15 protein-coding genes, 1 tRNA gene and 2 pseudogenes are annotated in these 21045 nt (G+C 60.5%); 5 read left to right on the top strand and 13 right to left on the bottom strand.

The genetic code is table 11. The annotated features are described in order from the left end of the window. Positions 1 to 7: 7 nt before the first annotated feature. The 4 genes from BMY73_RS05480 to BMY73_RS05465 form a co-directional block, all read right to left on the bottom strand. Positions 8 to 2224 carry an ATP-binding protein gene (locus tag BMY73_RS05480; RefSeq protein WP_092405611.1) on the bottom strand — a complete coding sequence of 739 codons (2217 nt, stop codon included), beginning with the start codon at positions 2222 to 2224 and terminating at the stop codon, positions 8 to 10. After that, a complete protein-coding gene (locus tag BMY73_RS05475) occupies positions 2221 to 2847 on the bottom strand; it encodes a biliverdin-producing heme oxygenase (protein ID WP_371914950.1) in 627 nt (208 codons plus the stop codon). Before BMY73_RS05475 ends, BMY73_RS05480 begins: the two co-directional genes overlap by 4 nt. A 116-nt stretch (positions 2848 to 2963) precedes the next feature. Next, positions 2964 to 4589, bottom strand: a complete 1626-nt coding sequence (locus BMY73_RS05470; RefSeq protein ID WP_092405608.1) for an NADP-dependent glyceraldehyde-3-phosphate dehydrogenase — start codon at positions 4587 to 4589, stop codon at positions 2964 to 2966. Between the two features lie 1333 nt (positions 4590 to 5922). Then, on the bottom strand, positions 5923 to 7077 hold the full coding sequence (locus BMY73_RS05465; protein ID WP_062381809.1) for a GGDEF domain-containing protein: 1155 nt from the start codon (positions 7075 to 7077) through the stop codon (positions 5923 to 5925). Between the two features lie 352 nt (positions 7078 to 7429). On the opposite strand from BMY73_RS05465, the gene msrA reads away from it, so the two are divergent. The 3 genes from msrA (at position 7430) to BMY73_RS05450 (ending at position 10258) form a co-directional block, all read left to right on the top strand. Then, positions 7430 to 7936, top strand: coding sequence for a peptide-methionine (S)-S-oxide reductase MsrA (gene msrA / locus BMY73_RS05460; RefSeq protein ID WP_062381810.1), 507 nt, complete (start codon positions 7430 to 7432; stop codon positions 7934 to 7936). Positions 7937 to 7955: 19 nt separating this feature from the next. After that, a complete protein-coding gene (locus BMY73_RS05455) occupies positions 7956 to 9065 on the top strand; it encodes a sensor histidine kinase (RefSeq protein WP_092405606.1) in 1110 nt (369 codons plus the stop codon). Positions 9066 to 9283: 218 nt separating this feature from the next. Further along, on the top strand, positions 9284 to 10258 hold the full coding sequence (locus tag BMY73_RS05450; protein WP_062381812.1) for a GlxA family transcriptional regulator: 975 nt from the start codon (positions 9284 to 9286) through the stop codon (positions 10256 to 10258). A gap of 18 nt (positions 10259 to 10276) precedes the next feature. Here the strand turns inward: BMY73_RS05450 and BMY73_RS05445 are convergent, their stop codons facing one another. Beyond that, a complete protein-coding gene (locus BMY73_RS05445) occupies positions 10277 to 11263 on the bottom strand; it encodes a threonine dehydratase (RefSeq protein WP_092405604.1) in 987 nt (328 codons plus the stop codon). 107 nt (positions 11264 to 11370) lie between these two features. On the opposite strand from BMY73_RS05445, the gene BMY73_RS05440 reads away from it, so the two are divergent. Further along, a complete protein-coding gene (locus BMY73_RS05440) occupies positions 11371 to 12168 on the top strand; it encodes a helix-turn-helix transcriptional regulator (protein ID WP_092405602.1) in 798 nt (265 codons plus the stop codon). Positions 12169 to 12211: 43 nt separating this feature from the next. On the opposite strand, the gene BMY73_RS05435 is transcribed toward BMY73_RS05440, so the two are convergent. Continuing rightward, positions 12212 to 12772, bottom strand: coding sequence for a GNAT family N-acetyltransferase (locus BMY73_RS05435; RefSeq protein ID WP_092405600.1), 561 nt, complete (start codon positions 12770 to 12772; stop codon positions 12212 to 12214). Between the two features lie 767 nt (positions 12773 to 13539). Further along, on the bottom strand, positions 13540 to 16569 hold the full coding sequence (locus BMY73_RS05430; protein ID WP_092405598.1) for a D-2-hydroxyglutarate dehydrogenase YdiJ: 3030 nt from the start codon (positions 16567 to 16569) through the stop codon (positions 13540 to 13542). A gap of 158 nt (positions 16570 to 16727) precedes the next feature. On the opposite strand from BMY73_RS05430, the gene BMY73_RS05425 reads away from it, so the two are divergent. Beyond that, the gene (locus BMY73_RS05425) at positions 16728 to 17612 is read left to right on the top strand and encodes a LysR substrate-binding domain-containing protein (RefSeq protein WP_092405596.1); all 885 of its coding nucleotides are present in this window, start codon (positions 16728 to 16730) and stop codon (positions 17610 to 17612) included. Between the two features lie 35 nt (positions 17613 to 17647). Here BMY73_RS05425 and BMY73_RS05420 read toward each other — a convergent pair whose 3' ends face one another. The 6 genes and pseudogenes from BMY73_RS05420 to BMY73_RS28755 all read right to left on the bottom strand — a co-directional run. Continuing rightward, on the bottom strand, positions 17648 to 17995 hold the full coding sequence (locus BMY73_RS05420) for a hypothetical protein (RefSeq protein ID WP_092405593.1): 348 nt from the start codon (positions 17993 to 17995) through the stop codon (positions 17648 to 17650). 267 nt (positions 17996 to 18262) lie between these two features. Further along, a tRNA-Asn gene (locus BMY73_RS05415) sits at positions 18263 to 18338 on the bottom strand. Positions 18339 to 18489: 151 nt separating this feature from the next. After that, the gene (locus BMY73_RS05410; protein ID WP_092405591.1) at positions 18490 to 18888 is read right to left on the bottom strand and encodes a RidA family protein; all 399 of its coding nucleotides are present in this window, start codon (positions 18886 to 18888) and stop codon (positions 18490 to 18492) included. A 197-nt stretch (positions 18889 to 19085) separates the two neighbouring features. Beyond that, complete coding sequence (locus BMY73_RS05405; protein WP_062381820.1) at positions 19086 to 19364, bottom strand: DUF2790 domain-containing protein; 279 nt, start codon at positions 19362 to 19364, stop codon at positions 19086 to 19088. 693 nt (positions 19365 to 20057) lie between these two features. Continuing rightward, positions 20058 to 20309 (bottom strand): annotated as a pseudogene (locus BMY73_RS28495) (hypothetical protein); the annotation flags it as partial. Next, positions 20292 to 20486, bottom strand: a pseudogene (locus BMY73_RS28755) (phage infection protein); the annotation flags it as partial. The pseudogenes BMY73_RS28495 and BMY73_RS28755, both read right to left, overlap by 18 nt. Positions 20487 to 21045 lie beyond the last annotated feature (559 nt).

The following is a 21045-nucleotide window of genomic DNA, read 5'->3' as shown; positions in this document are numbered from 1 at the left end:
TCGATGTTCACGCCGGACTCGCCACCGGCACCGTGAACCGGAAAACGCTGCCGACGCCCAGCGCGCTGGACGCGGTCAGCTCGCCGCCATGGGCCTTGACGATCCCTTGCGAGATGTACAACCCCAGGCCGGTGCCGCTTGGATTGCCTTCCCGGATGCGCCAGTAGCGCTCGAAGACATGGGGCAACTGATCCGGGGCAATACCCGCTCCCGAGTCGACGATGCTGACGGCGACGAATTCGCCCTCCAGCGTCGCTGTCACGCTGATCAACCCGTCCTTGGGGGTGAACTTGATGGCGTTACCCACCAGATTGGAGAGCACCTGAAACATCCGCTCAGGGTCAGCCATGATCTTCAGATGGGGCTCGCCGGAGAACGTCAAGTCGATGAACTTGTTCAGCGCCAACGGCGTCAGCAAAGACCAGGCGTCCTCGAACAACTGGCTGATTTCCAGCGCTTGCGGAGAAATGGAATAGCGGCCTGCCTCGATGGTCGACGTATCGAGCAGGTCTTCCATCAGCCGGGTCATTCGCGCCGTGGCCCGCTGCAGCGTATCGATCGCCGAATTCAGGCGTTTTGACGCCGGGCTGACATCGGCAGCGATCAACCGCTGCATCATCCCGCACTGCATGACGATCGCCGTCAGCGGGCTGCGCAGGTCATGGGACACCACTGCCACGAGTTCGTCCCGGGCGCGCACGGCGTCTTTCTCCCGCAATACCTGCCGCGACAAGTCCGATTCCAGCGCTGATCGCCGCAAGTCGGTCACCGCATGAACGTCGCCGACATCCCACTGCAGCGCCGTTCCGTCGACCTGCTGCTTCCAGACCTCGAACGATTCGCGCGGCTGCAACCGGTTGGCAACCACCACCTTCGACGCATCTGGATTGCCGCTCCATTGCACGCTGCCCTTCTGCTCGGACCGAAACCACAGAACGGCATTCTCGACTGGTTTGGGCAGGCTGAACGCCAACAAACCACTGGCGACCCGCGAATATGCCTGTGCGGGAGCGAAGACTGTGCCCAGACTCGCGGTGGCCACCACCGGGGCTGGCTGCTGCTGCACCCAGACTTGCAACGCTTTGACCTGCTCAGCCGTTGGACAGTCTCCGAACCGATGCACCTGATCTTCGATAACCACTGCAAAACCACTGGCATTGGCGAGCGCCGACACGTCCTCAGGATGTTCGATCAACCCTTGGTACACGTCGCCGTCAGCGTCGGCCATCGCCTGCGCGAGCGTCGTCAGCAGACCGGCCTTCGCCTGACGCTGACGCTGTGCGTGCAGTTCTTCAAGCGCGCTGATCTGCATCGAAAGCACCTGGCCGATGGTCTCGCACGCCGCGCGCAAGGCATGAGGCACCCGCAATGGCTGGCGATTGCCGCAGCTGATCAGGCCCCATAACTGGTCATCCTTAAGCAGCGAAATGCTCATGGACGAGCGTACGCCCATGTTATGCATGTACTGGCAATGGATCGGCGACACGCTGCGCAACACCGCGTACGCCATGTCCAGCGGCTGACCGTTGTCGGGACGCAACGCCGGCACCATGGGCACCGGAACATAACCGGCATCGGGAATGATCCTTAACCAGTTGAGGCGATACAGCTCGCGCGCCTGCTCGGGAATGTCGCTGGCTGGAAAAAACAGCCCCTGATACGCCTCCAGCTCAGGGTTGGCGGATTCGGCAATGACCTGGCCGTGCCCCTCCTCCTGAAAGCGGTAAATCAGCACGCGGTCATAGCCCGTGAGCGCACGAATCTCGTTGACGCTAATCTCGTAGAGCGACGACAGGGTTTTCGCCGATTGAAGACGCCGCAGTACGCGGGTCAGGCGCAGATCCAATCCGACGGACTCGGCGTGTAACTGCGTCGGCTCAAGCTCAATGAACAGCAGGTCGTCGTGGCGATGTATCACGCCCTCGACGGTTTGATCGCCAATGTGCAGCGAGATCGGGTTGATCTCGTCCAGCGACTCGTTGAGCAGCCGTGTACGCAAGCGTTCCGACGGCGCGTCGCCGAGCCAGCTGGATAAGTTCTGGCCTGCCAGCACCTGCGGAGCGATCCCCAGCAGCGAGCCGGCATTGGCGCTGACTTGTTGAACAGTCCAGCTGGCCTCGTCAAGCGTCAGCAATACGCCATGAGGCTGAATCGCCCCCGGGATCCGGATCGGTTCGTCGGCGCAGGTCTGCAGCAGCGTCTGCAAATCGTTTTCAGAGGTCATCGCAGCACTCCTGTACCTTCCAGCCAGCGGGCGAACGAGGCGAACGTTGTACAGGCCGAACGCACCACCAGCAGGTTGTCGTCGGGATGATCGAATTCGGCCAACCGTTTAAGAAACGCCTTCCACAAACGTCCTGTGTCCCGGCCATAGACATCCAGGAATTCGCCGCCGCTGGCAGCGTCGATCGACAGCCGTTCGGCGATGATGCGGCGCAGCACCTGGCCGCCCAGCGTCGCGCCTTCCATGACGTACATGATGCCCAGCAGGTCGGCTTCGCAGGTGAGAGGCGGCAGTTCGGCGCACAACGGCAGCGCGTTGATCTCTGCATCGCTCAATCCCAGCGCATGCAGGTCTTTCACCAGCGCCGGGACCTTGTGCCGTTCGGACGGAGCGACCTGTGGTGCATGAAAACGCTCGATCTGCCATTGCAAAGGCGCATGGAAACCGTAGTACGCCTGGATAATTCGCTGGTACGTGGCGCGATCAAGATCGGGATGGGTCAGTGGCAGGCGGACTTCCAGCGCCTTGTGCTGCACCGCGGTGGCGGCACGCAGCATCTGCAGGACACGCGAGGGCTGAGTTGCAGGGCTGCTGAGCAGTAATTCGAGGGTAGCTTCAACCAAGGGCGGTGGCGTCCAGTCAGTATGTAAATGCTTGGAGTACAGCGTCATCCGCAGGTTCAAGGCAGATGGCTGCCGCGCACACTAAGGGGCGCGGCGCCAAGGTGCAAACCCCTCTGTCAGAAAATGTAATCGGTGGTCAAAAAACTCGATTCACGGTTATGAATGATGTCGCTGATCAGCGCTTTGTTGCTCTCCTGGAACTTGGTGGCCACCAGCGTCCGGATCGAGAACACACGCAACGCGTCGTCAACCGACAAGGTGCCCTCTGCCGAGTTCTTGCGGCCGTTGAACGGGAAGCTGTCAGGCCCACGCTGGCACTGGGCGTTGATGTTGATCCGGCCGACCTGATTGGCAAAGGCATCGACCAGACGCCCCACCTGCTTGGAATCGTTACCGAAGATGCTCAACTGCTGGCCGAAATCCGAGTCGAGCACGTACTCGATCACCGTCTCCAGGTCACGGTAGGCCACCACCGGCACCACGGGCCCGAACTGTTCTTCGTGGTAAACCCGCATGTCCGGGGTCACCGGGTACAGCACTGCCGGGTAGAAGAACTGCTGATGGGTCTCACCACCGCCTTCGTTGACCACTTTCGCGCCTTTGCTCACCGCATCGTCGACCAGGCCCTGGAGGTAATCGGTCTTGCCCGGTTCTGGCAGCGGGGTCAGCGACACGCCCGGTTCCCACGGCATGCCCGGTTTGAGCTGCGCCAGCTTCTCTTCGAATTTTTCAAGAAAGCTGCCGACCACGTTCTCATGCACGAAGAGGATTTTCAGCGCGGTGCAGCGCTGGCCGTTGAACGACAGGGAGCCTGTGATGGCCTCACTGACCGCGTTGTCCAGATTGACGTCAGGCAATACGATACCGGGGTTTTTCGCGTCCAGACCCAACGCAGCGCGCAAACGATGGGGTTTGGGATGCAGTTTTTTCAACGCGCTCGCCGCCTTGTTGGTGCCGATGAACGCAAATACGTCAATCTTGCCGCTGGCCATCAGCGCACTGACGGTTTCGCGGCCGCTGCCGTAGATCACGTTGATGACCCCGGCCGGGAAGCTGTCGCGGAAGGCTTCGAGCAGCGGACGGATGAGCAATACCCCGAACTTGGCGGGCTTGAAGACCACGGTGTTGCCCATGATCAGCGCCGGAATCAGGGTGGTAAAGGTTTCGTTCAACGGGTAGTTATAGGGGCCCATGCACAGGGTGACACCCAGCGGGACGCGACGAATCTGGCCCAGCGTGTCCTGCTCAAGCTCGAAACGGCTGGAGCGGCGGTCCAGCTCCTTCAGCGCGTTGATGGTATCGACGATGTAATCGCAGGTCCGGTCGAACTCTTTCTGCGAGTCCTTGAGGTTCTTGCCGATCTCCCACATCAGCAGCGTGACCACCGCATCGCGTTGCTCGCGCATCAACTTGAGGAAGGTTTCGACGTGATGGATGCGCTCGACGACACGCATCGTCGGCCAGGCACCCTGCCCGCGGTCATAGGCTTTGACGGCGGCGTCAAGCGCTGTCATTGCGGTGTCCGCGTCCATCAGCGGCGTGCTGCCCAATACCACAGACTCCAAGCCCGCGTCGGTTTTCAACGACACCGGACTGAGCACCGGCGCCAGCGGCCCCTGCCACTGACGCAGCTCGCCATTGACCAGGTACTCACGCTGCTCGATGGCAGGTCCTGCGCGGAACTGCTCAGGAATCTCATCGGCCCTTGGGTACAGGTTGTCCAGGCGGTTTTGCAGGGTCATCGTTCTCTACCTCTTCCAGTCGGTCATCTTGCGAAACACACTACGCCACAGGTCGGCGCGAATGAAAAGACTTGAGGCAAATGTCACGGTGGCGTGACACAGGCCGCAACCTGCAGAAACGTCAGTGAAGGAGCGATGATTGCGACCGGAGGGCGGCGGATCGCGGGACAAAGTGGAGCGCCACCCCGGCAGCTACTACGCCTCCGGCGGAATCAAAAGCGACGCAGCGGTCTGCCTCTGATCTTCTTACTGTTTTGAGGTTCGCGGCTGGTGGGTTTGTTGGGTTCGCTGGGTTTGGCATTGGGAGGGTGAGCAGATCCATTCTCTCGGGTGGCGCCGACTCACCTTTCCGCCCCTCCGGCGGGTCACTTTTGAAAAGGCACCAAAAGTAACCAAAAGTGCCCAGCTCCTGGTTGGGCCCTCCTTCGTCGGGTACCCGCACTCCGACGACGCTCCGTGGGTCCGCGCCGAACGGGCATCCATGCCCTGACGGCGCTCTCGCGGCATCCATGCCGCTCGACCCACTGCGCGTCGTCTGCGTTTGGCCTGCACCCAAGTCGCGATTTGTGGTGTCTGGACTGTCGCGCATATGAACAGCATGGGCTGGAGCTAACGCTCCTCGCTTTCTTGGTCTGTGCATCAATCTCCCCGCGCTACTCTGTACTGTAGGAGCGTGGCTTGTCCCGCGATCTGGCGCGAAGCGGCAGCAACATCAGGCGACCCGGTTACGCCTGACACTCCGCATGCATCGGTTTCGCTGCCGGCTCTTGATTCTGGCCGGAGGCCGTAGGAGCGCGCTTGCCCGCGAATGCGGTGGTTCAGCACTATCAAAGGTGAATGACAAACCGCATTCGTCAGCAAGCTGACTCCCACCGGTTTTATGTTTATTCAACGATTGAGGCGTTGAATCTAAATAGCGCAAAGCGCGCTCTGGCTTTTGTTCTTCATACCGCAGCAGGCCAGACACCACAAAGCGCGACTTGGGTGCAGGCCAAACGCAGACGACGCGCAGTGGGCCGAGCGGCATGGATGCCGCGAGAGCGCCGTCAGGACATGGATGTCCGTTCGGCGCGGGCCCACGGAGCGTCGTCGGAGTGAGCACCCGACGCAGGAGGGCCAAGCCGGGAGCCAGGACACTTGGCTGCCTCTTGAAACAAAGAGGGGTGTCCTTTCAAGTAACCCGCCGAAGGCGGAACAGTTTGGCCGTTAGGACAAACCACACCGTCGGCGTCACCCCCAATAGTGGAAATGCGCACCCTACAAGCCGGCTTGCTGGCGAATGCGGTGGGTCAGCGACATCAGCAGCCACTGCCCCATCGCATTCAAGGAACGTTCAGGCCACCGCTGTCTGGTTTCGACCCTGCGCCTTGGCCCGGAACAGTGCCTGGTCGGCGTTGTTGAGCAACATGTGAACGTCCTTGTCAGCGGCGTCCATCGCAGCGACGCCGATGCTGGCGGTGATGCCGTCGACATGCTCGCATACCAACCGTGCGATGGCCTGACGCAGCCGCTCGGCCGTGGCCTGGGCGTCGCTGATCGAGGCGTTGGCGAGCAGCATCGCAAACTCTTCACCGCCGAGCCGGCCGCAGAGATCGACGTCGCGAATGGACGCACAAATGACGGCGCCGATCTGCCGCAGCACCTCGTCGCCTGCCTGATGGCCGTACGAATCGTTGATGCGTTTGAAATGATCGATGTCCAGCATCAGCACCGACAGCGGCACCCGGTTGCGCTTGCAATGCTCATAAGTCAGCTCGGCTTGTTTGAAGAACGCACGGCGGTTCTTCAATCCGGTCAGTTCATCGGTCTGCGCGGCGTGGTGGGCGACGCGGTGGGCGTATTCCATTTCACGCGTCAGGCGAAACGCCGTTTCCATGGCCTCCGACATTTTGCGGGTCGCGCTGATCACGAACGAGGCGAACACCAACGTTGCAGCGGCCATGCCAATTTGCGTCGGTCCGGGCTGAAACAACAGCCACAGGGCGCTCGGCAGCAATACCAGAGCGATAGACGCGATGGTCATTGAGCGGTAGCTGGAATAGCAGGAGACCGCGCTGACTGACATTCCCACGATGAACAGCAGCACGAGGGTCTGCGTCATCAGGTCGTTCGGACACATCAATGCCAGTGCGCCACCGCCCCAGATCGCAGCCGACAACGACAGCGTCACCCAATATTTGAGTTCCCAGCGTTGCGGCGTTCGGGTGTCGACCGGGCAACGAAAATACGTCACTAAAAGCACCGCCCGGAGCGAGGTCGCCACAGACAGCAAGCCCAGCCAGACCAGAATCACCCCATGGTCAGCCCGCTCCCAACACAGCCAGCTCAACATCAGCGCAGCCAGGATGCTTCCCGACACAGAGAAAAACGTTTGGCGAAATAGCAGATGCAAACGATCGGTTCGCACGTTCGCCCGTATCAGGGCATCGCGGTCATGCTGATGCTCAAGGAGGTACATCGGATCTGCCTGCCCAACCCACGGTGACATAAGGCGGATTGTGGCACCCGGCCATGACGCAATACAACTGACGGCCACCGAAACGGAGCATTATTACAGCGCGCATTTGGAAAAACGGTACGTTTCAGCCGAAATAGCCAACGTAGAGCCCTTGCAAGGCCTTGAATACCCCACTTGCGTCGTCAGAACAATCTGGTTTGCCGCCCGCCATGGAATGCTGTCCACCCGAGATCCTGCTTGTCTCACCGAACGCCAACGGCACACTGCCAACCGCACCTGGACCCGTACACTTCAACCGACTGCCCTTGCAAGGTTCGACGGCCCGCGAGCACACTGACCACCAGCTTGATATCGATGCACTCAGTCACGGGAAGAAAGAACGATGACCACGCAAACCGAAACCGCCCTGCTCGCCGGCGGCTGCTTCTGGGGCATGCAGGATCTGCTGCGCCGCTACCCTGGCGTGCTGTCCACACGTGTGGGGTATTCCGGCGGCGATGTCGAAAACGCCACCTACCGCAACCACGGTACCCACGCCGAAGCGATTGAAATCGTGTTCGATCCGAATGTGATCAGCTACCGACAAATTCTCGAATTCTTTTTTCAGATCCACGACCCGTCCACGGCCAACCGCCAGGGCAATGACATCGGACTGAGTTACCGCTCCGCGATTTTCTATCTCAGCGATGAACAGAAAAACGTGGCGCTGGACACCATCGAGGACGTCAACGCGTCGGGCCTCTGGCCGGGCAAAGTGGTGACGGAGCTGGCTCCGGCAGGCGCGTTCTGGGAGGCAGAGCCTGAGCATCAGGATTATCTTGAGCGCATCCCCAACGGCTACACCTGTCACTTCATCCGCCCGAACTGGAAACTGCCCAAGCGCGCCTGACGATCAGTGACGGACCCTCGTGCCGCTGGAGCGGAATGCAACAGCCATCGAGGTGCCCGATTCTGCCAAAGCAGGTCCTCTGCGGTTGTACGCCGATCGGGCTGCGTATACTCCGGACAGCGACGAAGCGACAGGCGTCGAATCCGGGGGCCCGATGTCACATAAACGTCTTTCTCAATACCTATCAGGCACTCACGAGGCCTTGGACCAGACAGGGTCCGACCACTACGAGATGTCTCTGCTGCGGCGCGATACCGAACCAGCCTACCGTTTGTTCCCCGACCCGAACAGCGGCATTTCCCTCAAAGTCCTGCCGCCTGCCCCTGCGCACCGGTTGGCCATGCTTGAACTCCGCGCTCCTGTCATCGCGCCGCCTTCTGAACCCCTCATCACACGACATCGGCCGCCGATCGATCCGCAGGCCGAATTTGCCAGCAGCGCTCACTCCCAAGTCATGGGCGAACTGACCGCCTCTATCGCCCACGAAATCTGCCAGCCGCTCTTGGCCATCGCCTCTAATGCCGCTGCGTGCATGCGTTGGCTGCAAAGGGAAAAACCGGTGGTGAGTGAAGCGATCGAAGGGCTCAGGGACATTCGCGCCGACTGCGAACGCGCCGCCAATATCGTTGCCGCCTTGCGCGCCCTCACAACGCGGTCGCCCTTCAATCCGCACTCGGTGGACATCAATGACCTGATTCTGGAGGCCGTGAGGCTCCACAGCGCCGCACTGTCGGCCGGGAACGTCGCGTTGGTGCTCGACTTGCGCGCCGATCGCCCGTTGATAGCCGACGCCGTGCAGCTTCAGCAACTGGTGTTCAACCTGATCGCCAACGCCATGGAGGCGACGGTGGGCCACGAATCGCCGGGCGCGATGGTGCGGATCTCATCCAGTAGCTTGCAGGACGGTGTACAGGTGTCGGTGGAGGACAATGGTCCGGGCATACCGGCTCAGGACAGACAACGCATCTTCGACGCGTTTCACACCACCAAAGAAAGCGGGCTCGGAATGGGGTTGACCATCTGCCGCTCAGTGGTGGAGGCACATAAGGGTCATGTGTATGCCGAGACGTCGGACCTGGGTGGCGCGATGATCCGGTTTCAGTTGCCGACCGGCTGCAAGAATCACTGATGTGTCGCGATGAAAAGCCAACACCAGGCACAGAACAACTTGCTGTTCTATTTCGATTCCGCCGAAGGCATCTGCCGAGCGTGATGCTGCGAATCTGATCCAGTGATTAATGATCCATCTGTACCGAACATCCCGCGAATTGGCCTAAACTGCCGCCTTGTAAAGCTTGAGCCCCGTTGGCATCCGCCGGCCGGGGTCGCGATGAAGGCGGTTGAGGCATGCAAGACCCTGATGCTCACAAGACAGTTGTGATGGTGCTGTTCAACGACGTGCTGATGCTCGACGTGACCGGCCCGATGGACGTTTTTTCGATTTCAAATCGCCTGCTACCCAAGGACAAACAGTATCGACTGCTTACGGTGTCGGACAGGGCCGGGCTGGTGCGCAGTTCTTGCGGACTCAAGGTCCACGCCGACCTGAGACTGCAGGACTGTCCCGCTCACGTCGACCTGCTGCTGGTCCCGGGAGGCCCGGGCGCGTATGGCTTCATCCACCCGGAACTGACCGCCTGGCTGCCGGGCGCCGCCAAAAGCGCACGACGCTTTGGCGCGATCTGTACAGGAATCTTCCTGCTGGGCGAAGCCGGTTTGATTGACGGTTATCGGTGTACCACCCACTGGAACTATGTCGAGCGCCTGGCTCAGCGCTTTCCCGAGGCCCGGGTGGAAACCGAGCAGATTTATGTCATGGACCGCAACCTGATCACCTCGGGCGGCATTACCGCGGGCATCGACATGGCGCTGGCCGTGGTCGCCGAGGATCACGGCAAGGACATCGCGCTGGAAGTGGCCAAGGTGCTGCTGGTCGTGATGAAACGTCAGGGCGGCCAGACCCCCTATGGTCCGTTGCTGGCGGCGGTCCCACGTGATGGCAGCGCCATCGCCAGAGTCCAGGCGCACATCGTGGATCACCTCGAAGCGCCCTGCACCATTGATCAGATGGCTGAAATCGCGGCCATGAGCCCACGCAATTTCGCCCGTACGTTCCAGCGTGAAGTGGGCATGACCCCCATGCAATACGTGCAGAACGCGCGCATTGATCGCGCCCGCAAGCTGCTGGAATCCTGCGATGTCCCGCTTAAAGTGTTGGCCTCGCGCTGCGGTTTCGGCAGCGCGAGGCACATGCGCAAAGTGTTCAGCGAACGTATTGGCCTGTCGCCCAATCAGTATCGACAGCAATTCGGCGGCGAGTGATTGAAAGACAACGTGGTATCACTGTGCATCTGGATCGCGCGTGGATGCGCAGGCCATCACATCGGTATAGAGAGTTCGATCAATGTTCGCGCCAGACAGGATGACACCGACTTTTTTCCCTCGCATCGCCTCACGCTCCTGCATCAACGCCGCCAACGCTGCGGCGCCCGCACCTTCCGCCAGGTTGTGTGTGTCGGTGTAGTAGACGCGCATGGCCTCGGCAATCTCCTCGTCGTTGACCGAGACAACGCGTTGCGCGCCGTCTTTGTAAATGGCGAACGCCTCCGGGATCGGTCCACGAACCGCCAGGCCGTCGGCAAAGGTGTTCGCCGACGCGGTTTGGCGCACCTCCCCTGCCTCGAACGACTGCCTGGCAGCGTCTGCCTCGGTCGACACCACGCCAACCACCTCAGTCTTCAACTGCAAAGCGTCCCGTACGGCAATCACCCCACAAATGCCCGACCCGCAACCGATGGGCACGTACACCGTGTGCAGGTCGGGAGCCGCGCTGAACAACTCCAGCGCGTAGGTCGCCACGCCTTTGACCAAGGCCGGGTGGTAAGGCGGTACGAGAAAAAGCCCCTGGGTTTTCGCCAGACGCGCGGCCTCTCCACGGGCTTCGTCGAAGTCCCGACCGTACTCCACGACCTCGGCGCCAAAAGCGCGCATGGCGCTGTTCTTCTCCACGGAATTGCCAACCGGCACCACGATCAAGGCCCGCATGCCCGCGGCATGCGCCGCCATCGCGAGACTCTGACCGTGATTGCCACGGGTGGCCGTGACAATACCTTTAACGTCCGGATGCGTGTTGTTCAACCAATCCATGAAGGTGATGCCGCCGCGCACCTTGAAGGCGCCTGTGGGCGTATGGTTTTCGTGCTTGACCCACACGGTGCAGCCCAGTCGTTCGGCAAGTAACGGCCACGCATACTGGGGCGTGGCAGGCATTACGCGGTATACCTGTCGGGCAGCGTCTTCGAGATCGTCACGAGTGATGCGGGGCATGGTTTTCTCCAAGGCTGTGTTTTTCGCAGTCTAGGTATCGAGCGCAGCCACTGGCTTTCAAAAAACCCACCTGACCTTTTGCCAGATTCTTGAGTACTATCGCGCTCATGAGCCGTCAGTACCGTGTCATCCCATCGCCTGTTGCCGAGCCGGTCCGCCGCACCGATGCCGGGCCGTGGACGATCGAATTGCTTCCGGCCTCTGCTTACGAAGCCCGCTATGTCGCCACCCAGTGGAGCATCGGGTTTGCGTTCGACAGCCAGCGGGGTACGCACGCGATCGGCAGCGATCGTCTTCGTCCTTTCGCCGCCATGCCCAATGGACTGGCATTTGTGCCTGCGGGTTGCGACGTGTTTTCTGCGTCTGATGCCGGCGGTGAATACCTGTTGCTCAAGCGCAACGACGGAGGCTCGTTGACCGGCGACCGAGCGTACAACAACCTGATCGACCCTCAAGCCATTCGCCTCGTACAACGGATGCGCAATGCGTTGCTACGCGCGTCCGTCAACGATGACTGGGAAGCATGGGCCATTGGCCTGGCGGAACGGGCCAGTCAGCCGGATTCAGCGCTCACCCCATCAGGCACTTCAATGACCCGTCAGCGATTGCGTTTGCTCGACGAATACATCGACGCAGGCCTTGATCGGCCGATGAGCGTTCAGGACATGGCAAACCTGTTGGGACTGTCCGAGGGCTACTTCATGCGCGCCTTCAGCCAGACGACAGGACAGAGCCCACACAGCTACCTCATCGACCGGCGCGTGGCCCGCGCCCGCGCACTGCTGCGAAACGCCCGGGCCAGCGTCGCGGACATCGCGCACGCCTGCGGTTTTTCCTCTCAGGCTCACCTCGCGACGACGTTCCGGCAGCGGCTGGGCGTGAGTCCCTCGCAATTGCGGGACTGAGTGCATAAAGGTTTCGAACCGAGCAAGGTGGGTGGCTGCATCCTCAGGCTTTAGGCGACTCGTTGCGCCGTAGCCACGCTTCGCGACTCAGTTCCCAGACCTCCTTGCCCAGAGGGCCGCTCACAAAATGCCCTTCTGTTACCTCGACCAGCCGCATGCCTTCGCGTTCGGACACGCGTCGGGAGGCCGCATTTCCAACCGCCTTAGGGACTTGCATCAGGGGACGGTCCAGCGTTTCGAACCAGTATCGGTTGATGACCGTGCAGGCCTCCTGCATGTAACCCTTTCCTTGCCAGGCAGGTGAAAGCCAGAAGCCGCGATGGTTGCCCGGCTGGTCATACAGGCTGATGCTGCCGATGCACTGCCCGGGTGTCTGATTGAGACGAATCATCCAGTGCCACTCGTTTCCAGCAGCCATTGCCGGCAAGACGTGACCGCGTACGTAGTGTTCCGCACCGTTTTCCGGATAAGGCCAGGGCACGCGGCTGTCGAGGTAGCGAACCACCTCCCAATGAGGAAACAGTTGCTGAATCGCCGGGATATCGGCCTCGGCGACGGGTGTGAGAAGAAGACGATCGGTTCGAAAAACGGGGACGCTGTCCATGGCATGCGCTCGGTGTCAGTCGACGGGGATCGTATCAAACAGATGAAGGAGCAGGCCACGCCGCCATGTGTGAGCTTGGTCCCACAGGTCCTGCGGTCTAGACGGAGATTTGTGCGTCAATCCGGATCCTGTGGGAGATGTCCGAGGTTACGAGGGTATGGGCCGCAATTCGGACGAATGCGGCGGATCAGTCACTGTTGACTTTGCTGACCCATTGCATTCGCCAGCAAGCCGGCTCCTACAGTGTTCTCGTCGCGCTCATGTCTTTGGAACGACGCGATTCCCTGTAGGAGACGTCCGAGGTTACGAGGCCAGCGAATGCGGCGTATCAGTCACTGTTAAAGTTGCTGACCCATTGCATTCGCCAGCAAGCCGGCTCCTACACAGGTCTGCGGTCTGGACAGAGGTTCGTGCATCACCCCGAACCTGTAGGAGCCGTCCGAGGTTACGAGGGCCGCGAATGCGGTTTGTCAGTCACGGGGATGGTGCTGAGTCACCGCATTCGTCGGCAAGCTGACTCCCACAGGATGTATGCCAACCAGTCATGGAGACAGTGAATTCAGGATTCATGTCCCGCCCATACTGGGTGCATCGACCCGGACCTGTGGGAGTGAGCTTGCTCGCGAAGACTGAGTTCCAGCCTCTGAGGATGTGACTGCCTGCCCCGGTCTCTTCGCCCGAATGCGGCTTGGAGCACGCTCACTCCCACCGTCCGAATTAAGCCGGACGCCTGTCGCAAGCAATACGACGGCGCTGATCCGGCATTCTCACGCCTGGCGCGCCAGTTGACGCTCCAGCACCACTTCCAGCGGATGGCGCAGTTGTCGATCGGCCAGGCGCTTGACCTGGCTGCGGCATGAATACCCCGTGGCCAAGGCTTCGCCCCGTTTGTCCAGCTTGGTGGCCCAGGATTGCTCGAAGATGGTCCGCGAGGTGTCCTGGTTGCGTGCTTCATGGCCGTAGGTGCCGGACATGCCGCAGCAGCCGGTGGCTTCGGTAACCAGCGTGAGGCCCATGCGCGCGAAGACTTTTTCCCACTGCGACGTACTGGCCGGGACGTTGGTTTTCTCGGTGCAATGCGCCATCAAACGGTATGCCTGAGTCGCCGGCTGCGGATTTTCCGGCAGCACGTCGATCAGCCACTCCTGAGGCAACAGCACCTTCGGGCAGTCGCTCAGCCCCGGCACCTTCTGGTATTCCTGGCGATAGACCAGGGTCATCGCAGGGTCCAGGCCCACCAGCGGCACACCGCAATCGGCCAGTGCCTTGAGCTGAGTGCCGTTGCGCACCGCCGCCTTGGCAAACGCGCCCAGAAACCCTTGCACATGCAGCGGCTTGCCGTTGGCGCTGTAAGGCACCAGGAACACGCGATAACCCAGTTGATGCACCAGTTGGATAAGCGACGCGAGCAACGGGGTTTCGAAGTAACGGGTGAAGGCGTCCTGCACCAGCACCACGCTGCGCTCCCGTTGCGCCGGGGACAGTTCACGCAGCGCCGGGACGCTGGCAACCTCGACTTTGCAGGCACGCAAGGTGGATTGCAGGTTGTAGCGATGGATCAACGGGCTGTCGAGCATGCCCACGTGGCGCTCCAGCAAACCGCTGACCCACTTCGAGCCCATGACTGCGTTATAGAGCCCGGGCGCGTACGCCATGTAGGGAATGGTGAATTCCAGCGACCCGATCAGGTAGTCACGCAGAGGACGCTGGTACCGACCGTGGTACAGCTCCAGGAAACGCGAGCGGAAATCCGGCACATTGACCTTGATCGGACATTGCCCCGCGCAAGACTTACAGGCCAGGCAGCCGGCCATGGCGTCATAGACCTCGTGGGAAAAATCCGGCTCGCCACGCCGGCGCGACAGGTTGTTACGCAGGCGCGCGGGCAGGCCTTTGATCCACGACGCCTTGCCGCGTGCAGCCTCCAGCACATCGATGTTGGCTGCGCCTTGCAGACGCAGCCATTCACGAATCAACGAGGCGCGGCCTTTCGGAGAGTGCCGACGCTCACGCGTGGCTTTCCATGAGGGGCACATCGCGTCGTGAGGGTCGAAGTTGTAGCAGGCGCCGTTACCGTTGCAATGCACAGCGCTGCCGAAACTCTGCCAGACGCGCTCGTCGATGGTGCGGTCCAGATCCCCCCGCAGGGTGACTTCGTTGACCTTGAGCAAGCCTTCGGTCGCGTCTGGCGGCGTGCAGATCTTGCCCGGGTTGAGCTGGTTGTGCGGATCGAACGCGCCTTTGAGTGATTGCAGCGCCGGGTACAGCTCACCAAAGAATGCCGGGACGTATTCGGAGCGCAGGCCCTTGCCATGCTCGCCCCACAACAGGCCGCCATAACGTTGCGTCAACTCAGCGACGGCATCGGAAATCGGCTTGACCAGCGCGGCCTGTGCGGGGTCTTTCATGTCCAGCGCCGGCCGGACGTGCAGGACGCCGGCATCGACGTGACCGAACATTCCGTACGCCAGGCCATGGCCATCCAGCAACGCACGGAATTCGGCGATGTAATCAGCCAGATGCTCAGGCGGTACGGCCGTGTCTTCCACGAACGGCTGCGGACGAACCTCACCCTCGACGTTGCCCAGCAACCCCACCGAGCGCTTGCGCATTGTATAGACCCGGGTAACCGCGTCGGCGCCTTCGGCCAGCGTGTGGCCCAGACGCTCGATGGTCTTGTCGGCCTGCAGATGCGTGACGAACGCCGCCACCCGCGCATTCACCTCATCGATTTCATCACCGCTGAACTCGACCAGGTTGATCCCCAGCGTCGGGCGCTCGGCATCGGCGGGGAAATATTCAGCCACGCTGTGCCAGACGATGTCTTTCATTGCGAGCATCAGCACTTTCGAGTCCACGGTTTCGATGGACAACGGCTTGTGCGCGAGCAAGGCATTGGCGTCGCGCAAAGCGTCCATGAAACTGCTGTAGCGCACGTTCACCAATACCGAGTACTTCGGTATCGGCAACACGTTGAGCTTGGCTTCGACGATGTAACCCAGTGAACCCTCGGCGCCGCACAGCACGCTGTTCAAGTTGAACTGCCCTTGCTCGTCACGCAGGTGCGCCAGGTCGTACCCGGTCAGGCAACGGTTGAGTGTGGGGAAGATCGATTCAATCAGGTCGCCCTGGGTTTCCTGAATATGCCGCGCCGTGCGGAACACCTCACCAATACGGCCTGGTTGAGCGCACGCAGCCTCCAGATCCGCATCCGACAACGGATGGCTGTGCAGACGCTCCCCGCCCAGCAAGACGCTGTTCAATTCAAGGACATGGTCGCGGGTCTTGCCATACGTACAGCTGCCCTGCCCGCTGGCGTCGGTGTTGATCATCCCCCCGACAGTGGCGCGGTTGGAGGTGGACAGTTCCGGCGCGAAGAACAAGCCGTGAGGTTTGAGCGCGGCGTTGAGCTGGTCCTTGACCACGCCCGCCTGCACCCTGACCCAACGTTCGGCAACGTTGATTTCAAGAATCGTGTTCATGTGCCGCGACAGGTCGACGACGATCCCGTCCGTCAGCGACTGGCCATTGGTGCCGGTGCCGCCACCTCGCGGCGTCAGCTTGATCTGCCGGAAACGCGGCTCGGCCATCAACGTCGCGATGCGCACCACGTCTTCCGCATCACGGGGGAATACCGCCGCTTGCGGCAGGCGCTGGTAAATCGAATTGTCAGTCGCCAGCACCGTGCGGGTGGCGTAGTCGGCACTGAGCTCGCCGCGGAAACCGCCGGCACGCAGGGCGTCAAGGAATTCAGGGTACCGGTCCGCAGGTAACGGGGCAGGCAATTGGGCGATCATCGGGGGATGGCCTCTTGGCGGTCTATTCACGGGAAGCATCAAAATACTTGTCGCCTGAGCATTAATCGGTCAGCCTCAGGTCGTTATGCCGCCAATGATCCTGCAGGTTCGGGCGCGATACAAACGCAAAATCCTGCCGCTATCGATGACTTTTGTGAATGAATTACCGTCACCTCACCCCCTCCATGTCGCTACTCCTGGCCTTCGAGGCCGCCGCGCGTCATGAAAGCTACACCCGCGCTGCCGTTGAGTTGTCCCTGACGCAAAGTGCGGTGAGCCGCCAGGTGCAGGCCCTTGAACAGCAATTGGGCCTGACGCTGTTTCGTCGAGACGGCCGACAGGTGCAATTGACTGACGTCGGTCGCCTGTATCAGCGTGAAATGAGCGAAGCGCTGGGCCGCATTCGTAGCGCCACCCTGCAGGCCATGGCGTATCAGTCGGGAGGCGGTACGCTTCGGCTGGCCACCTTGCCGACTTTCGGTTCCAAGTGGTTACTCCCGCGCCTGCATGACTTCTACAAGACTCACCCGGGCATGCTGGTGCACATCAACTCGCGCATCGACGCCATCGACTTCGAAACCAGTGGCATCGACGCGGCCATCGTGGTCGGCACCCGAGACCTGCCTGGCCTGATCAGCCACCGCCTGCACGCCGAAGAACTGGTGGTGATTGTCTCTGCGCACGTTGCCGAAACCCATGGGCTTTGGACGCCCACGCTGATTGCCGAACAAAGGCTGCTCAATGTCGCCAATAACCCCAACGTTTGGGGCGACTGGTTCAGCCATCACCACTTGCCGCATCGAATGATGCGCCTGGGCTCCAGTTTCGAGCTGACGTCGCACCTGATTCAAGCGGTTCGAGCGGGCATCGGCATTGGCTTGGTGCCACGCATCCTGGTGGCGGACGAATTGGTCAGTGGCGAACTGATCAGTCTGGACATGCCCTTCGCCAGCCAGCGCAATTACTACCTGACTTATCCGCCCCGCAACGAAATGCTGCCTTCGCTGCAGGCGTTTCGGGCGTGGCTGCTGGAGCAGATCTGAGTGACAGCCACAACGTCAGACTGAGACAACGGACGCTAGAAAAGCGCGCTGAAGGCGTCAACATCCAGCGTGCTTTCAAGCGCATCGGACGTACGCTCCTCCTGCCACACGCGAACGGATAAAAGCGCGTTGCTGGCGATCAACCGTTCGAAGAAAGGCTGGAACACCCGTTCCACGCTCCTGCGCATGGAGTCTTCGGTCAGCCATACGCCTTGAATGATCCAGCGACCAAGCCCGAGGGTGTCGCTGTGAAGCTGACAGTCCACACAGCCAGCGTCGTCGTTTGCCTGGTCCACCGAGTCTCTGATCAACTGGCCGCAGTGGGCCTGAAGGTTTTCACGCGTGTGAATCAGAACGACTCGGGATGCGGATTGAACGTTCATAGAGCTCTCCAGTTAGCGGCTGCACCTGCTCCGACAGCCGAGCGGCGTACGGAGGTGGCTGGCTTGCTGGATATCATCGGTCGCCGGGACGGTGGCCGCTATCGTCGATTCGGATACCGGGCCTAAACCTTCGTATGACGCCCTGGCGACCCTCCTCAGTCGGGGAGGCGATGGCGTGAGAGTCAGCGACCAAGAGAGGCGTGCCAGGCGGCTGGCTGACAACAAAAAAAGGCCAGCGCAATGCGCTGGCCTTTTCAGTGTTTCGTTTGGCTCCACGACCTGGACTCGAACCAGGGACCCAGTGATTAACAGTCACTTGCTCTACCAACTGAGCTATCGCGGAATGCCGGCTATCTTACTGTCTGAAAAAGAGAAGTCAAGCGACGATGTGAAAAAAATTGGCAGGATAATCAGGCGCTTAATCGATACCCCCCACCGCCGGGCAAAACGTGCCGTGCGGTATTCACCGGACGGGGCGTTGATTGTTTCCCGCGTCAACCTTGCGGCGGGACCGCAATGCATTTGATTTCCACCAACAGGCCGGGATGCGCAAGCTCACTCACGCCAATGCAAGTCCAGGCGCAGGTGGCTTTTGGAAACAGACGATTCTTCACCTCGCGAAACACGGCCATGTGCCGCGACATGTCGACATGGTAGGTGGTCATGTCAACCACATCCTCGAAGCGGCACCCTCCGGCGGCCAGCACACTGCGCAGGTTTTCCCAGGCGGCGACGAACTGCTGCTCGGGGTCTTCGATGACCTGCAGGTCGGCAGTACGACCCACTTGTCCGGCACAGAAAAGGGTACCGGCCACCCTGACTGCCGGTGCATAGCCTGCTCGGTCGACGATAGCGCTCATGGTTTCTGGAACGACGATTTCGCGGTCGGTCACGGGTGAGTCCTCAGGCCGTTTTCAAAGGCCGGGAATCTATCAGGTATGGCGCGTGCTTGCCCATATGGATGGGTGCAGTTCAGCTTGGACGCCTGGCGTTGCTGCTCAGATGGGAGGTAAACCTGCGGGCATAAAAAAACGCTGCATCAATCGCAGCGTTTTTGTATGCGGCTCTCAGCATGAATCACTACCCATCGTTAGCCGTTCTGACGACCGTACCCCATGGTGGTGTATTCCAGGCTGTGAGAAACGCCCGAGCTATCCACGTAAGTCATGGTCGATGTCACCAAGCCGTCGACCTTATCGGGGTCTTGAGCGGTTTTGACGCTAGTGACCTTGGCAATATCGATACCTTTATGACGGTTATATTGCTCAACCTGAGTCAAAGGCTGTGCGCTGGACTGAGTGTCAGCATAGGCGCTGACGGAAGCAAATGCGGTGAATACCGACAGGGCTGCGAAGGCTAAAGTTTTCATTTTAAATCTCCAGAAAAAGGTGTGAGTCGTAAGTAAGCAACGCGTGTGTTCGTTTGCTTGTGGCGTTGATTCTTCACCATTGTTCTCAAGAGGGTAAATATTTACGGTCGATAGGACACATTACCGGGATTGATACCAGCGGATTATTTCACCCGCTGTAACAGACTGTTGTTGTAAATGATGACTGCGCGTTAAACATGACGTGCTAATTCCCATACACCAAACGGGCGCTGTTCATGAATGAACTTATTACCGGGAAGAATACGGTATGAGCGATTCAGGCCTTTCTAATATCGGACTGTTTCAACCGTTTTAGGCGTACTTATTTGCAAACACCTGGCCTTACGACAGCCTACGACCAGGCAAAGAAAAAGCGATTACCCTGCAGTCGCGCAGGGTAATCGCTTCGGAGGGGACTGTTATTGGCTGAGCCTATTGCGTCAGTCGCTCGTAATCCATCTCACCGGCGACCTCACGGAAGTTCATGTGGTCCAGCGGTCTGTCAGCCGTGCGCCCGACGCCAGCCTTGTCAGATCCGTCGGACGCAAGCCCGCGCTCAGGCTTGCCGTTGGCAGCAACTGCGTTGGCCCCTACGTGATCGGCGCCATCGGCGGCAACACGGTTGGCACCTACGCGATCCGCCCCATCGGCGGCAACACGGTTGGCACCTACGCGATCTGCCCCATCGGCGGCAACACGGTTAGCGCCCACTCGATCCGCGCCATCCGCTGCAACACGATTAGCGCCCACACGGTCTGCACCGTCGGCTGCAACACGATTAGCGCCCACACGGTCTGCGCCATCGGCGGCAACACGGTTGGCACCTACGCGATCCGCGCCATCGGCTGCAACGCGGTTGGCACCTACGCGATCTGCCCCATCGGCTGCGACGCGGTTGGCACCTAGGCGATCTGCCCCATCGGCTGCAACGCGGTTAGCGCCCACACGGTCTGCGCCATCGGCGGCAACGCGGTTGGCACCCACCCGATCGGCGCCATCGGCGGCAACACGGTTAGCGCCCACTCGGTCTGCGCCATCGGCGGCAACGCGGTTAGCGCCCACCCGATCTGCGCCATCGGCGGCAACGCGGTTGGCACCTACGCGATCTGCCCCATCGGCTGCAAGTTTTGCGGCACCGACATGGTCAGAGCCATCGGCGGCAGTGGCGTTGGCGCCGACGTGATCAGCGCCATCGGCGGCCAGTTTGCTGGCACCTACATGATCTGCGCCATCAGCGGCGGTGGCATTGGCCCCAACATGATCCGCACCGTCAGAGGCTGTTCTGTTCGGGCCGACCTTCTCCGAGCCGTATTCGGCAACCGTCTTGTCTTCATTCACCTCTGAGGCTGCATACGCAGCCGACACGCCTAAGGCCAGCACGGAAACCGTCAGGCCCCAAATCATTTGTCTCTTCATAACCGATTGCTCCCTGTGTCATGTCGGTTGATGTGAGCAAGCTGCTCGCAGGGTTGCCTACCTCGGCACTGTTGCCTTCCTGGATATTCCATCACTTACTCTATTGAACAGAAACGCCGGGAAGGCCCTTGACCTCTTGAACGAGGCAGTCAGCCAATCCGGTTATACTGAACAGTTAATTAAAAACAGTGATTGCACACCATCCGTTCAGGATAGTCGTCGTAACGCCATCGCGCCCGTCATCCACGGACGATCTGCCAAACGG

The sequence above is a fragment of the Pseudomonas sp. NFACC02 genome (assembly GCF_900110765.1).
Classification (GTDB): Bacteria; Pseudomonadota; Gammaproteobacteria; order Pseudomonadales; family Pseudomonadaceae; genus Aquipseudomonas.
This window is presented reverse-complemented; position numbering and strand designations above follow the sequence as displayed.